General features: G+C 71.9%; 10 protein-coding genes. 4 read left to right on the forward strand and 6 right to left on the reverse strand.

Going from position 1 to position 13,527, the window contains the following annotated elements; translation table 11 throughout:
- Positions 1-32: 32 nt before the first annotated feature.
- The gene (locus AB0D27_RS00650) at positions 33-3,185 is read left to right on the forward strand and encodes a carboxyl transferase domain-containing protein (RefSeq protein ID WP_362500750.1); all 3,153 of its coding nucleotides are present in this window, start codon (positions 33-35) and stop codon (positions 3,183-3,185) included.
- A gap of 61 nt (positions 3,186-3,246) precedes the next feature.
- Here AB0D27_RS00650 and AB0D27_RS00655 read toward each other — a convergent pair whose 3' ends face one another.
- The 5 genes from AB0D27_RS00655 to AB0D27_RS00675 form a co-directional block, all read right to left on the reverse strand.
- Positions 3,247-4,179: an NADP-dependent oxidoreductase gene (locus AB0D27_RS00655; RefSeq protein ID WP_362500751.1), complete on the reverse strand. Its 933-nt coding sequence runs from the start codon at positions 4,177-4,179 to the stop codon at positions 3,247-3,249.
- 129 nt (positions 4,180-4,308) lie between these two features.
- Entirely contained in the window at positions 4,309-5,451 is a 1,143-nt protein-coding gene (locus AB0D27_RS00660) for an XdhC/CoxI family protein (protein WP_362500752.1), read from the reverse strand.
- Complete coding sequence (locus AB0D27_RS00665) at positions 5,444-7,567, reverse strand: xanthine dehydrogenase family protein molybdopterin-binding subunit (protein WP_362500753.1); 2,124 nt, start codon at positions 7,565-7,567, stop codon at positions 5,444-5,446. Before AB0D27_RS00665 ends, AB0D27_RS00660 begins: the two co-directional genes overlap by 8 nt.
- Entirely contained in the window at positions 7,564-8,556 is a 993-nt protein-coding gene (locus tag AB0D27_RS00670) for a xanthine dehydrogenase family protein subunit M (RefSeq protein ID WP_362500754.1), read from the reverse strand. The genes AB0D27_RS00665 and AB0D27_RS00670 overlap by 4 nt, the downstream gene beginning before the upstream one ends.
- Positions 8,553-9,110, reverse strand: coding sequence for a 2Fe-2S iron-sulfur cluster-binding protein (locus AB0D27_RS00675; protein WP_362500755.1), 558 nt, complete (start codon positions 9,108-9,110; stop codon positions 8,553-8,555). The genes AB0D27_RS00670 and AB0D27_RS00675 overlap by 4 nt, the downstream gene beginning before the upstream one ends.
- A 307-nt stretch (positions 9,111-9,417) precedes the next feature.
- Between AB0D27_RS00675 and AB0D27_RS00680 the strand changes: the two genes are divergently transcribed.
- On the forward strand, positions 9,418-10,047 hold the full coding sequence (locus AB0D27_RS00680) for a TetR/AcrR family transcriptional regulator (protein ID WP_362500918.1): 630 nt from the start codon (positions 9,418-9,420) through the stop codon (positions 10,045-10,047).
- A 28-nt stretch (positions 10,048-10,075) separates the two neighbouring features.
- Here AB0D27_RS00680 and AB0D27_RS00685 read toward each other — a convergent pair whose 3' ends face one another.
- Entirely contained in the window at positions 10,076-10,705 is a 630-nt protein-coding gene (locus AB0D27_RS00685) for a dihydrofolate reductase family protein (protein WP_362500756.1), read from the reverse strand.
- A 154-nt stretch (positions 10,706-10,859) separates the two neighbouring features.
- Between AB0D27_RS00685 and AB0D27_RS00690 the strand changes: the two genes are divergently transcribed.
- Complete coding sequence (locus AB0D27_RS00690) at positions 10,860-11,540, forward strand: class I SAM-dependent methyltransferase (RefSeq protein ID WP_362500757.1); 681 nt, start codon at positions 10,860-10,862, stop codon at positions 11,538-11,540.
- Between the two features lie 300 nt (positions 11,541-11,840).
- Entirely contained in the window at positions 11,841-13,475 is a 1,635-nt protein-coding gene (locus AB0D27_RS00695) for a SpoIIE family protein phosphatase (RefSeq protein WP_362500919.1), read from the forward strand.
- The last annotated feature ends 52 nt before the right edge of the window (positions 13,476-13,527 follow it).

Below are 13,527 nucleotides of genomic sequence, written 5' to 3' on the forward strand. Positions count from 1 at the left end.
CGACTTCCCCGGCCGCCAAGGAAAGAGGGCTCATGGGTACTGCCGCCGTACTCGTCGCCAACCGCGGGGAGAGCGCCGTACGCGTACTGCGCGCCGCCGCCGAGCTGGGGCTGCGCACGGTCGCGGTGTACACGGACGGCGACGATGTGCACGCCCAACGGGCCGATGCGGCCATGCCGTTGAAGGACTACATGGACGCCGACGCGCTGCTGGCCGTGGCACAGCAGACCGACTGCGGGTTCCTGCACCCGGGGTACGGGTTCCTGAGCGAGGACGCCGCCTTCGCGCGGCGCTGCGAGGCGGCTGGTATCACCTTCGTCGGACCCTCCCCCGAGGTCCTGGAGTTGTTCGGCGACAAGGCACGCGCGCGTGCGCTGGCCGTGGAGCTCGGCGTGCCCGTCCTGCCCGGCACGGACGGCGCCACCACCCTTGAGGACGCAGGGGAGTTCCTGGCGGGCGGTCCGGTGATGATCAAGGCGGTCGGTGGGGGCGGCGGTCGCGGGATGCGAGTGGTGCGCTCCGCCGCGGAACTGCCCGAGGAGTGGGAGCGCTGTCGCTCGGAGGCTCAACAGGGCTTCGGCCGTGGCGAGTTGTATGTGGAGCGTCTCTTGGAAGGGGCCCGGCACATCGAGGTGCAGATCCTCGGCGACGGCACGGGCGCTGTCACCCACCTATGGGAGCGGGACTGCAGCGCCCAGCGCCGCCACCAGAAACTGATCGAGATCGCCCCTGCTCCCGAACTGGCCGACGCCACAAGGCAAAAGCTCCTCTCGGCCGCCTTGCGCATGGCCCGCGCGGCACGCTTCACGGGTCTCGGCACCTTCGAATTCCTCGTCCAGGAACAGAGCGACGCGTTCCACTTCATCGAGGCCAATCCGCGGCTCCAGGTGGAGCACACGGTCACCGAGGAGGTGACGGGCGTCGACCTGGTCGCCGTACAACTGCGGCTGGCCGCGGGCGGGACGCTGGAGTCGCTGGGTCTCGCCGGTCCCCCGCCGGTGCCCCGGGGGTTCGCGGTCCAGGCGCGGGTCAACGCCGAAGTCACGACCGGCGACGGCACGGTTCGGCCTTCGGCCGGGCGGCTCACGCGGTACGACGTGCCTACTGGGCCGGGTGTGCGCGTGGACACGGCGGCGCGTGCCGGGGCCCAGGTGGGCGTCCGCTACGACTCGTTGCTCGCCAAGGTGATCGCCCATGCGCCGCACGGCTTCGACGCCGCTCGCGCCCGGGTCCGGCGGGCGCTGGAGGAGTTCGAGATCGCGGGCGTGCGGACCGGAATTTCCTTGCTGCGGGCGGTACTTGACCGACCGGACTTCTGGCGGCACACCGGTTTCGTCGAGGAGCACTTGGCCGACCTGCTGCCCGAGGACGACCAGCCGGCGAGCGTCGAGGGCACGGTGCCCGCACCGATGAGCGCCACGGTCGTCTCGGTCGCCGTCGCGCCGGGCGACCCAGTGGGAGCCGGGGAGCAGTTGCTGGTCCTTGAGGCCATGAAGATGGAGCACGTCGTACGTGCTCCGGGCGCAGGCGTCGTACGCGCCGTACACGCGCGCGTCGGCGAGACGATCGGCGAAGGGCGTCCTGTGGTGACGCTGGACGAGACCACCGCCGCGGGGGCCGAGGCGGCGGCCGACGAGACGCCTGACCTGGACGCCGTACGCCCCGATATGGCCGAGGCCGTGCGCCGGCACGCCTTCGGCCTGGACGAACACCGTCCGGAGGCTGTCGGAAAACGGCACGCCCTCGGCCGTCGCACCGCCCGCGAGAACATCCAGGACCTGTGCGACGAGGGCACCTTCACCGAGTTCGGCGCCCTGGCGATCGCCGCCCAGCGACGGCGGCGCTCACTGGAGGACCTGATCCGTGCGACACCGGCGGACGGCATGGTCACCGGCACCGGGCGCGTGGACGGCGCGCCGTGCGTGGCGATGTCGTACGACTACACGGTGCTCGCGGGTACGCAGGGGCTGCAGAACCACCGCAAGACCGACCGGATGCTGGCCCTCGCGGAGGAACGGCGGCTGCCGGTCGTCCTGTTCGCGGAGGGTGGCGGCGGCCGGCCCGGGGACACGGACACCACGTCGGTGGCCGGCCTGGACGTGACGACCTTTCAGCGGATGGGACGGCTCAGCGGTCTTGTGCCACTGGTCGGGATCGCCTCGGGCCGCTGCTTCGCGGGCAACGCGGCGCTGCTCGGCTGCTGCGACGTCGTCATCGCGACGCCGGACGCCTCGATCGGCATGGGCGGTCCCGCGATGATCGAGGGCGGCGGCCTGGGCGTGTACCGTCCCGAGGAGATCGGTCCGCCGGCGGTCCAAGTCCCCAACGGGGTGGTGGACTTGGCGGTGCCGAACGAGGCGGAGGCCGTGCGGGTGGCGCGCCAGTACCTGGCGTACTTCCAAGGCACTCACGCCAGTTGGGAGGCTCCGGACCAGCGGCTGCTGCGGCATGTCGTCCCGGAGAACCGACGCCGCGCATACGACATGCGGGTGGCCGTCGAGACCCTCGCGGACAGCGGTTCGGTACTCGAGCTCCGACAGTCCTTCGGTAGCGGGGTGTTGACCTGCCTCATCCGCGTCGAGGGGCGCCCGCTCGGGCTCGTCGCCAGCAATCCCGGCCACCTGGGCGGCGCCATCGACCGCGACGCGGCGGACAAGACGGCCCGCTTCCTGCAACTGTGCGACGCCTTCGGACTCCCGGTCGTCACCCTCTGCGACACACCGGGCTTCATGGTGGGCCCCGATGCCGAACGCACCGCCACCGTACGGCACTTCGCCCGCCTCTTCGTGACCGGCGCGAACCTCCGCGTTCCCCTCGTCAGCCTCGTCCTGCGCAAGGCGTACGGCCTCGGCGCCATGGCCATGATGGGCGGCTCCACCCGCGCTCCCCTGGCCACCGCCGCCTGGCCCAGCGGCGAGTTCGGCGGCATGGGCCTGGAGGGCGCGGTCCGCCTCGGCTACCGCAAGGAACTTGCCGCGATCGCCGACCCCGAGGAGCGCGAACGCGCCTTTGAGGCGCGCGTGGCCGAGCTGTATGAGCACGGGAAGGCGGTCAACGCGGCGGCGGCACTGGAGATCGACGCGGTGATCGATCCGGCGGAGTCGCGGGGGTGGATTCTGGCGGCGCTGGACGGTCACGAGGGCGGGTCCGGGGAACGCGGGCGCGCTTTCATCGACACCTGGTGAGGAGCTGGGCGCAGTGCCGAGGGGGCTCGGTGCCGCGCCGCCCCGTATGCCGGACCTCCCGTCACGACACCCGCAGCACGATCTTGCCCAGCCGGTGTCCCTCCTCCAGCGCCGCGTACGCCCCGGGGGCCTCCGCCAGCGGCACGACACGGTCGACCCGCGGGTTCAGCTTGCCCTCGGCGACCAGTCGGGCCAGCTCCTCGAGGCCGGCCCGGTCGGGCTCGACGACGAAGAACACTCCGCCCTGCTTGGAGGGATCCGGCGGAGCGACGATGCTCACCAGCACGCCGCCCGGACGCAGTACCTGCCAGGAGCGGTCCTGGGTGTCGCCGCCAACCGTGTCGAGGACCAGGTCCACGTCCTTGACGTGCTCCTCGAAGCGTTCGGCGCGGTAGTCGACGACCTGGTCGGCGCCCAGCTCGCGTACGAAGTCCGCGGCCCCGGCGGCGGCCGTCGCGGTGACGGAGGCTCCCAGCGCGACCGCCACCTGCACGGCGACGGACCCGACGCCACCCGCGCCGCCGTGCACCAGAACCCGGGAACCGGGGTGCAGTCCACCGTGGCGGACCAGGCCCTGCCAGGCCGTCAGTCCGGCGAGCGGCAGGGCCGCGGCCCGGTCGTGGTCGAGCTGAAGCGGCTTGGCGGCCAGCACGGCGGCGGGGACGGCGGTGAACTCGGCCGCGGCCCCGTCCCGGGTGAACGGGATCAGCCCGTACACCTCGTCGCCCGGAGCCCACTCGGTGACCCCGGTGCCCAGCCTCGCGACGACCCCGGACACCTCCTTGGACGGGATGACCGGCGTGCGGGGGCTGCCGCTGCCGTCGAAGCGGTCGGTCCAGGTGGCGTCCCAGCCCAGCTCGCCCGAGGTGATCGACGCCGACCGCACCGTGACCAGCACCTCCCCCGCGCCGGCCACGGGACGCGGCGCGCTCTCGTACGTCAGCTGCTCGGGCCCGCCGCGACGGTGACCACGTACCGCGTGCATCGTGCTCATCTCGACCTCCTGCCGCGAGTGCGTACCTCCAGCCTGAGGGATGCGGCGTCCCGCGGCATGAGTCAAATGACCGCGGCCGGAGAATCCGTCACCCGGTCGCGGTCATCGGTCCCCTCGCCCATTTCCGCCTCATGCGGCCTCGGTCGCGCCGACTGGCGGCCGCTCGTCCGCGTCGTGGTGGATCGGCGTCCGTGAGCCGGTCAGCGGAACGCCCGTCCCGCCCCGCCGGGCCGCGACGATCTCGGCGGCGATGGCCAGGGCGGTCTCCTCGGGCGTTCGGGCGCCGAGGTCGAGGCCGATCGGCGAGTGCAGACGGGCCAGTTCCCGGTCGGTGAGGCCGGCCTCGCGGAGTCGGCGGTCGCGGTCCTCGTGGGTGCGGCGGGAGCCCATCGCGCCGACGAACGCGACCGGCAGACGCAGGGCCTCCTCCAGCAGCGGCACGTCGAACTTGGCGTCGTGGGTGAGCACGCACAGAACGGTGCGGTGGTCGGTATCGGTGCGCCGGAGGTAGCGGTGCGGCCAGTCGACCACGATGTCGTCGGCCTCGGGGAAGCGGGCCCGCGTGGCGAAGACGGGCCGGGCGTCACACACCGTCACATGGTGGCCGAGGAACTTCCCGACCCGGACGAGCGCCGACGCGAAGTCGACGGCGCCGAAGACGATCAACCGGGGCGGCGGCACACTCGACTCGACGATGAGGGTCACCCCGCCCGGGCAGCGCGAGCCGTCTTCGGAGATCTCGACGCCGCCGGTGCGCCCCGCGTCCAGCATCGCGCGGGCCTCCGCCACCGCCGTCCGGTCCAGCCGCGGATGTCCCGGGAGACTCCCTTCATGCGATCCGTCGGCGCGGACGAGCAAGGCCCCGCCCAGCAGTTCCACCGGGCCGCGGGCCACCCGGGCGAGGGCCACCGCCTCTCCCCGGGCGGCGGCCGACAGCCAAGCCGTGACCACGGGCGCGTGGGCGCGTATCGGCGTGACCAGTACCTCTATGACCCCGCCGCAGGTCAGGCCCACCGCGAAGGCGTCCTCGTCGCTGTAGCCGAACCGTTCCCGCAGCGTCCGGCCGTCCTGGAGCGCCTGGACGCACAGGTCGTACACCGCGCCTTCGACGCAGCCGCCCGAGACCGAGCCGATGGCCGTGCCGTCGCTGTCGACGGCGAGGGCCGCGCCCAGTCCGCGCGGCGCGCTGCCGCCGACCGCGACGACGGTGGCGACGGCGAAGTCCCGGCCCTCCTCGGCCCACCGGTTCAGCTCGTCGGCGATGTCAAGCACCCCCGGCTCCCTCCGCCGCCGACAGGACACGGTCCGGCCGGATCGGCAGGTCACGGTGGCGTACGCCGGTCGCGTGCCAGACCGCGTTGGCGATGGCCGCCGCGGCTCCCACGATCCCGATCTCGCCGATCCCCTTGATCCCGACCGGGTCGTCCGGGTCCGGGTCGTCCACCCAGTCCGCCTCGATGGCCGGTACGTCGGCGTGCGCGGCGAAGTGGTAGCCCGCGAGGTCGGCGCCGACGTGTCCGCCGGAGGCCTGGTCCCTGGTGGCCTCCTCGTGCAGGGCCATGGAAAGGCCCCAGGTCATCCCCCCGATGAACTGGCCACGCGCGGTCAGCGGGTTGACGATCCGGCCCGCCGCGAAGATCCCGAGCATGCGCCGCACCCGCACCTCACCGGTGCTCACGTCCACGGCGACCTCCGCGAACTGCGCCCCGAAGGTGTGCCGTTCCTTGCTCGTCAGCGCGCCGACGGCCGCGGCGGTGTTCGACCGCGCGGTGATGCCCTCGGGCGGAATGGCGCCGCCCGGGACCAGCCGCTCCCGCAGTTCCTTCGCCGCGGCGATGATCGCCCAGGCCCAGGAGCGGGTGCCCATCGAGCCGCCGGCGATGATCGCCGACCCGAAGTCGCTGTCCGCGATCCGCATCCGGATGCGCCCGGGTTCCACCCCGAGCGCGTCGGCCGCGACCTGGGTCAGCGCCGTCCGCGCACCGGTCCCGACGTCGCTCGCGGTGACCCGTACGGTGAAGGCGCCGTCCGCCTCGGCCGTCACGGCCGCCGTGGAGGGGGCAGAGAGCGTGGGGAACGCGGACGCGGCCACTCCGGTGCCGAGCAGCCAGTGCCCTTCACGGCGGACGCCGGGACGCGGATCGCGCTCAGCCCAGCCGAACCGGCGGGCGCCCTCCTCGAAGCAGGCCGCGAGATTGCGGCTGCTGAACGGCAGTCCGGACAGGGGACCCACGGCCGGTTCGTTGCGCAGCCGCAGCTCGATCGGGTCGATGCCGCACTTCTCGGCGAGTTCGTCGAGCGCCGACTCCAGGGCGAACGAGCCCGGCGCCTCACCCGGCGCGCGCATCCAGGTCGGTGTCGGCACGTCGAGCGCCACGACCCGGTTGACGGTGTGGTGCGCGTCGGCGTCGTACACCGGACGCCCGAAATCGGCGCTGCGCTCGATGAACTCATAGGTGGTCGAGGTCAGGCACTCCGCCTGGTGGTCGAGCGCGCGCAGCCGACCGTCCGGGTCGGCCCCGAGCCTGACACGCTGCGCCGTGGGGCTTCGGTAGCCGGTCAGCGAGAACATCTGACGGCGGGTCAGTACGACCCTGACCGGGCGATGCAGGACGGTGGCCGCCATCGCGGCGAGCACGGCGTGCGGGCGGGTTCCCTTGGATCCGAAGGCGCCGCCGATGTGTTCGGAGCGCACGCGCACCGATTCCGGGTCGAGAGAGAACAGCATCGCGAGCTCGTCCGCCACGAACCTGCTGCCCTGGTTGGAGTCGACGACTTCGAGCCGGCCGCCGTCCCAGCGCGCGGTCGCCGCGTGCGGCTCCATCGGACTGTGGTGCTCTTCCGGTGTCGTGTACCGCGCGTCCACGACGACGGCGGACGAGGCGAGTTGGTTCTCCAGGTCGCCCTTGCCCGCCGCGGAACCCTCCGGTGTGTACATTCCGGGGCGGCCCGCGAAGAACGCCACGTCGTGCGGCTCCGCGTCGTATTCGACCGTGAGCGCCTCGGCCGCCTCCCGGGCCTGCTCGGGCGTCTCCGCCACGACCAGCGCCACCGGCCAGCCGACGTACGGCACCCGGTCGTGCTGGAAGAGCTGAAGAACCGGATCGGGCTGCCCGAACGGGTTCATGTAGTCCGCCTCGAGCCGCGGGGCGTTCCCCCGGTGCAGGACGGTGAGGACGCCTGGCATGCCGAGGACGGGGGCGTCGCGCACCGAGCGGATGCGGCCGCGCGCGACGGTGGACAACACCAGCCATCCGTGGGCGAGTTCGGGGTAGGGGACCTCGCCGGCGTAGCGAGCCGCTCCGGTGACCTTGGCGCGGCCCTCCACGCGGGTGTGCGCCGCGCCGACGGCCCCGGTCACGGCGGCCGTTGTGGTGGTCGTGGTCATCGGGCGGCCTCCTCGGCGAGTTCGGTCAGCACGGCCACCACGAGGTTGCGCATCAAGGTCACCTTGTATCCGTTGTGGGGCAGGGGTGTGGCGGCCGCCAGCTCGGCGTCCGCGGCGGCGGCGAACGCCTCCGCGCTCGCCGGGCCGCCGGTCAGCGCCAGCTCGGCCTCCCTGGCCCGCCACGGCCGGGACGCCACGGCCCCGAAGGCGAGGCGCACCTCGCGTACGACGTCGTCCTGGACGTCGAGCGCCGCGGCAATGGACCCGATCGCAAACGCGTACGAGGCACGCTCGCGCACCTTCCGGTACCGCGAGAGCGCGGCCACCGGAGCGGGGGGCAGGGTGACGGCGGTGATCAGCGCCCCGGGCGGCAGCGCCGTCTCCCGGTGCGGGGTGTCCGCGACGGGCCGATAGAACTGCCCGAGCGGCAACTCCCCCGGCCCGTCAGCCGTTTCGTACGAGACCACGGCGTCGAAGGCGGTCAGCGCGACCGCCATGTCCGAGGGGTGGGTGGCCACACAGTGCGCGGAGGCGCCGAGGATCGCGTGGTTGTGGTGCTCGCCCTCGATGGCGGGGCAACCGCTGCCGGGGGCACGCTTGTTGCACGGCTTGGCCAGGTCGGTGAAGTAACCGCAGCGGGTGCGCTGGAGCAGGTTCCCGCCGACGGTAGCCATGTTGCGCAGCTGGCCCGAGGCCCCGGCGAGGACGGCCTGCGCCAACGCCGGGTAGCGGAGGCGTACTTCGGGGTGGGCGGCGAGATCGCTGTTGGTGACGGTCGCGCCGATGCGCAGACTGCCCCCCGATGTGAGCTCGATCCGGTCCAGGGGTAGTTCGCGTACGTCGATGAGTCGCGTGGGCCGTTCCACGCCGGCTTTCATCAGGTCGACGAGATTGGTGCCGCCGCCGAGGAAGCGCGCGTCGGGATCCTCGCCGAGCAGGGCGAGCGCACCGGAGACGTCGAGGACGCGCTCATAGCCGAACTCTCTCATGCAACAGCCTCCTTGGCCTCGGCCACCTGGGCCTGCGCCGCCCGCGCCACCGCCTGGACGATCGACACATACGCGCCGCAGCGGCACAGGTTGCCGCTCATCCGCTCCCGGATCTCCTCGGGGGTGAGCGCCGGCGGCCCCGCTTCGGGCCGGACATCGTCGGTGACGGCGCTCGGCCAGCCCGCGGCGTGCTCCTCGATCACCGCGAGGGCGGAACAGATCTGCCCCGGTGTGCAATAGCCGCACTGGTAGCCGTCGAGATCGAGGAAGGCCTGCTGCACCGGATGCAGTCGCTCACCGTCCGCCACACCTTCGATCGTCGTGATCACGCGCCCCTCGGCGGCGACCGCGAGCTGCAGACAGGACACCGCACGGCGGCCGTCGATCAGCACCGTGCAAGCGCCGCATTGTCCCTGGTCACAGCCCTTCTTGGTGCCGGTGAGATCCAGCTGCTCGCGCAACGCGTCGAGCAAGGTGGTGCGGTGGTCGACGGGCAGCGTGTACTTCTCGCCGTTGATGTTCAAGGTGATGGCGCTGGACGTCGATGGGGCCATGGTCAGCCTTCTTTCGCGTGTGTGGTGCGCGTCGAAGTCGAAGGGGGGTCCGTGGCGGCTCGGAAGCCTGCCGGGTGCCGGCTGGGAAGCTGCCAGGTGCGCGAGGATGCCGGTCGGCGATCGGTTCCGGCCATGCGCACGGAGCGGCTCAGCCACTAGAGTGAGCTTGAAGCGGACAACTGTCCGCTATCCATTGAACCTAACGGACAGCTGTCCGGTTAGCAAGGGCGGCCCGAAAGGAGGACGAGTGGACTCGGAGGAAGGCGCGCCCGCGCGCTCCGACGCGCCCCCGCGTCCGGACGCCTCTCTGCGCTCGGACGCCCCTCCGCGCTCGGACGCTCCCCTGCGCTCGGACGCGCAGCGCAATCGCGAGCGCATCCTGGAAGTGGCCCACGCGGAGCTGACCCGCTCGGCGGACACCCCGCTGAGCGGGATCGCGAAGAAGGCGGGCGTCGGACAGGGGACGTTCTACCGCAACTTCCCCAACCGCGAGGCACTCGTCCTGGAGGTCTACCGCTACGAGGTGCAGCAGGTCGCCGATACCGCGGCCCAGTTGCTTCAGACCCGCACACCGGAGCAGGCCCTGCGGGAGTGGATGGACCGCCTCGCGCAGTACGCCATGGCCAAGGCGGGCCTGGCCGACGCGCTGCGCACGGCCACCAGCACGGGGCGCGAGACGCCGCGGGGCACGCTCACGAGACTCGGCCACGGATCGGTGTCGTCGGCCGTCGCGCTCCTGCTGAAGGCCAACGAGGAGGCGGGCACGATCCGCCCCGGCGTGACCCCCGACGACTTCGTGCTCGCCATCGCCGGGCTCTGGCAGATCGACCCGCACGGGGACTGGCAGTCGCGCGCCGGACGCCTCCTGGACCTGGTGATGGACGGCTTGCGCGCGGGTGCGCCCGGGTCGGGCGCACCCGCCGCCCCAGAGAGCTGACTCGCCTGAGCGCCGCACGCGGAACCGATCAGCGACGCACCAGTACGGCATGAGCGGCGGCCGAGGAGCCGACCAGCTCGGCGACCCGGTAGCCGTCGATCCCGTCCCCCAGGTTGTCGAAAAGGCGCTCACCCCTGCCGAGGAGTTTCGGGACGATGGCCAGGTGCAGCTCGTCGATCAGCCCGGCGCGCAGATACTGCTGGACGGTGGCCGGTCCCCCGCCGATCCGCACGTCCTTGCCCGCCGCCGCCTCGAACGCTCGCGCGAGCACCGTCTCGAGGGGCTCGTCGGTGAAGTGGAAGGTGGTCCCGCCCTCCATGGCCAGCGACGGCCGCAGGTGGTGCGTGTGCACGAACACGTCGTTGTGGTAGGGCGGGTTGTCGTCCCACCACCCCCTCCACGAATCGTCCTGCCAGGGTCCGCGCTGGGGCCCGAACATGTTGCGCCCCATGATGGTGGCGCCGATATTGTCGTCACTCCGTTCCACGTACTCGACATCGATCCCCGCCTTGCCGTCGGCGCGGTCCCGCATCGCGGCGAACATCCATTCATGCATCCCCTCGAACCCCTCGCCGAGGGGGTGTTCCAGACGCTGATCGGGACCGGCGGCGAAACCGTCCAGTGAGACCGTGAGGTTGTGTACGCGCAGCTTGGGCATGACCGTGCTCCTCGGGTTCGTCGTTTCCCGCTCTCACCCATGCGTCGAACAGGACGCACATGGATCGACAGCTTCACCCGGAAATCTCGCGCATCCCCGGCCGGAAATCCCGCCGAGTGGAATAATCCGATATGCCCGACGAAAGGTTACTTTCGTGATCAACAAGAATCACGGGACTGACTACGAGAACATACGACTCGACCGCAGTGGCCAGGCCGAGGCATTCGATGTCATCGGCGACCGCTACGACGAGGCCTTCCCGCACAAGGAAGGCCAGGTGGCCGCCGCCGATTGGCTGATCGGATCCCTGGCGGCGGGCGCCCGCGTGCTGGACCTCGGCTGCGGCACCGGCGTGCCGACCGCCCGCCAGCTGGCGGACGCGGGCTTCGAGGTGGTGGGTGTCGACCTGTCCGGCGGAATGGTGAAGCTCGCCCGGGAGTACGTCCCCGGTGCGACGTTTCACCAACTGGACCTCGCCGACCTGCGCCCGGGCGGCCCGCGCGACCTGGGCCGCTTCGACGCCGTCGCGGCCTTCTTCTCCCTTCTCATGCTGCCACGCGCGGAGATTCCGCTCGCGCTGCTGACCGTTCGCCATCTGCTTGTCCCCGGAGGTCTGTTCGTCCTGTCGATGGTGGAGGCCGATGTGGACGACTTCTCGATCCCGTTCCTCGGACGCACCATCCGGGTCTCCGGTTATCTGCTGGAGGACCTGCGCAAGGTCATCGAGACGGCGGGCTTCGAGATCGCCGAGGAGTCCTCGTACACCTATGCCCCGGCGGTCGCCGACGTCCCGCCCGAGGAACAGGTCTTCCTCTGCTGCAGACGGCTGGACTGAGGACGTGCGGTCCGTCACCGCGGACCGCGCCACCCACTGGACGGGACGAGACGCGTGACGAAGCACCACACCCCTCAGGAAAGCCCCGCCGAGGCCACCCGGCGGGGCGGCGGCCCGCTGACCGCCGATGCCGCCGCCCTGCCCATGGGCGCGTGGGACACCCGTACGCCCCGGTCGGCCGGTCCCCTCGGCCGCCGTGCCGACGACACCGACGCCCAGGACGGGGCGGCGGACAGTCCCGGGCCGCAGACCGACCGGCTTCGGTATCTCGACGTGGCGACTCGGCGGATCGCCCGCGGAATGGACCTGGACGAGACGCTGCGGGAACTGCGCGGGGCGGCTGTCCCGGCGTTCGCGGACGCGATCTTCATCCATCTGCAGGATCCGTTGCCGGTCGGCGAGGAGAAGTCGGCCGCGCCCGTCGTCCTCCAGCTGCACAGCATCGACCAGACGCTCGAGGTGCCGAAGGCCGAAGCCACGACGCCTCCCTTGATGGGCCTTCCCCTGCACCCGCATGTGGCCGAGCGCATGCATATGACGGTCACCGGCCGGCTCCCGGAGCTGCTGGCCGGGCGGCCGGCGTTCGGCGACGCGCCGGAGATCGCGACCGCGCTGGCCGAGCTGCTCGGCCCCATGGGAGGTGTGCCCGAGACACTCCCGCCGGGCCGCAGATCGATCATCGCCCCGTTGCACGGCCGCCATCACGTCATGGGCACCGTCGTTCTCCTGCGCCGCTTCGACCGGTCCGCCTTCACGAGCGACGACCTGCTCGTGGCCTCACAGCTCGCGACACACGCCGCTCTCGGCGTCCAGAAGGCCGTGATGTACAGGCACGAGGTCTCCGTCGCGGACACGCTGCAGCGCACCATGCTCCCGTCGTCGCTGCCCGAGCCCACCGGCGTCCGGCTGGCCAGCCGCTATCTGCCCGCCTCGCAGACCGCGCAGGTCGGCGGAGACTGGTACGACGCCATCCCGCTCCCCGGCAACCGCGTCGCGCTGGTCGTCGGCGATGTCATGGGGCATTCCATGACCTCCGCCGCGATCATGGGCCAGCTGCGCACCATCGTGCAGACCCTCGCCGGCCTCGACCTGCCTCCGGACGAGGTCCTGCACCACCTCGACGAGCAGGCCCAGCGGCTTGGCAGCGACCACATCGCGACCTGTCTCTACGCGATCTACGACCCGATATCGCACCGGCTGCTCATGGCGAACGCCGGCCACCCGCCCGCGCTGCTGCTCCACCCGGACGGCCGGGCGGAGGTACTCGCCGTCCCGCCGGGCGCCCCGATAGGTGTCGGCGGCATCGTCTTCGAATCCGTGGAGATGCCCGCGCCCAGCGGAGCGACGCTGTTGCTGTACACCGACGGTCTGGTCGAGTCCCGTGTCACGGACGTGGGAACCGGCGTCGAGGCGCTGCGCACCCGACTGCAGACCAGCGCGCACGGGCTCGGGGCCCCCTCGCTGGAAGGCCTGTGCGACCAAGTGCTGGGCACCTTGGGCCCGGGCGCCCGGGACGACGACATCGCGCTGCTCACCGCCCGGTTCGAGGGCTTCCCCCCGGACAGCGTCGGGTACTGGTATCTGGATCCTCATCCGCTGACCGCGAGCCAGGCACGCCGGCTGACCCGCAGGGCACTGCGCCGCTGGGGCCTGGAATCCCTGCTCGATGCCACCGAACTGATGGTCAGCGAGGTCGTGACGAACGCCGTACGGTTCGCCTCGCGGCCCATCGCGCTGAGGCTGCTGCGCACCGACGTACTGCGCTGCGAGGTGACCGACGACTCGCCCCAGGTGCCCCGGATGCGGCACGCCGAACCAGGTGACGAGGGCGGCCGCGGTCTGTTCCTGGTCAACCAACTCGCGCTGCGCTGGGGGGCCACGCGGCTGAGCACGGGCAAGGTCGTCTGGTTCGAGCAGCCGATCCCGAGGAAGTAGCGGTCGGCCCGGGTACTGCTCTTCCTCCTCATCGAGAGCCAGTGGCAGTGCG

The sequence above is a fragment of the Streptomyces sp. NPDC048415 genome (assembly GCF_040651675.1).
Lineage (GTDB): Bacteria > Actinomycetota > Actinomycetes > Streptomycetales > Streptomycetaceae > Streptomyces.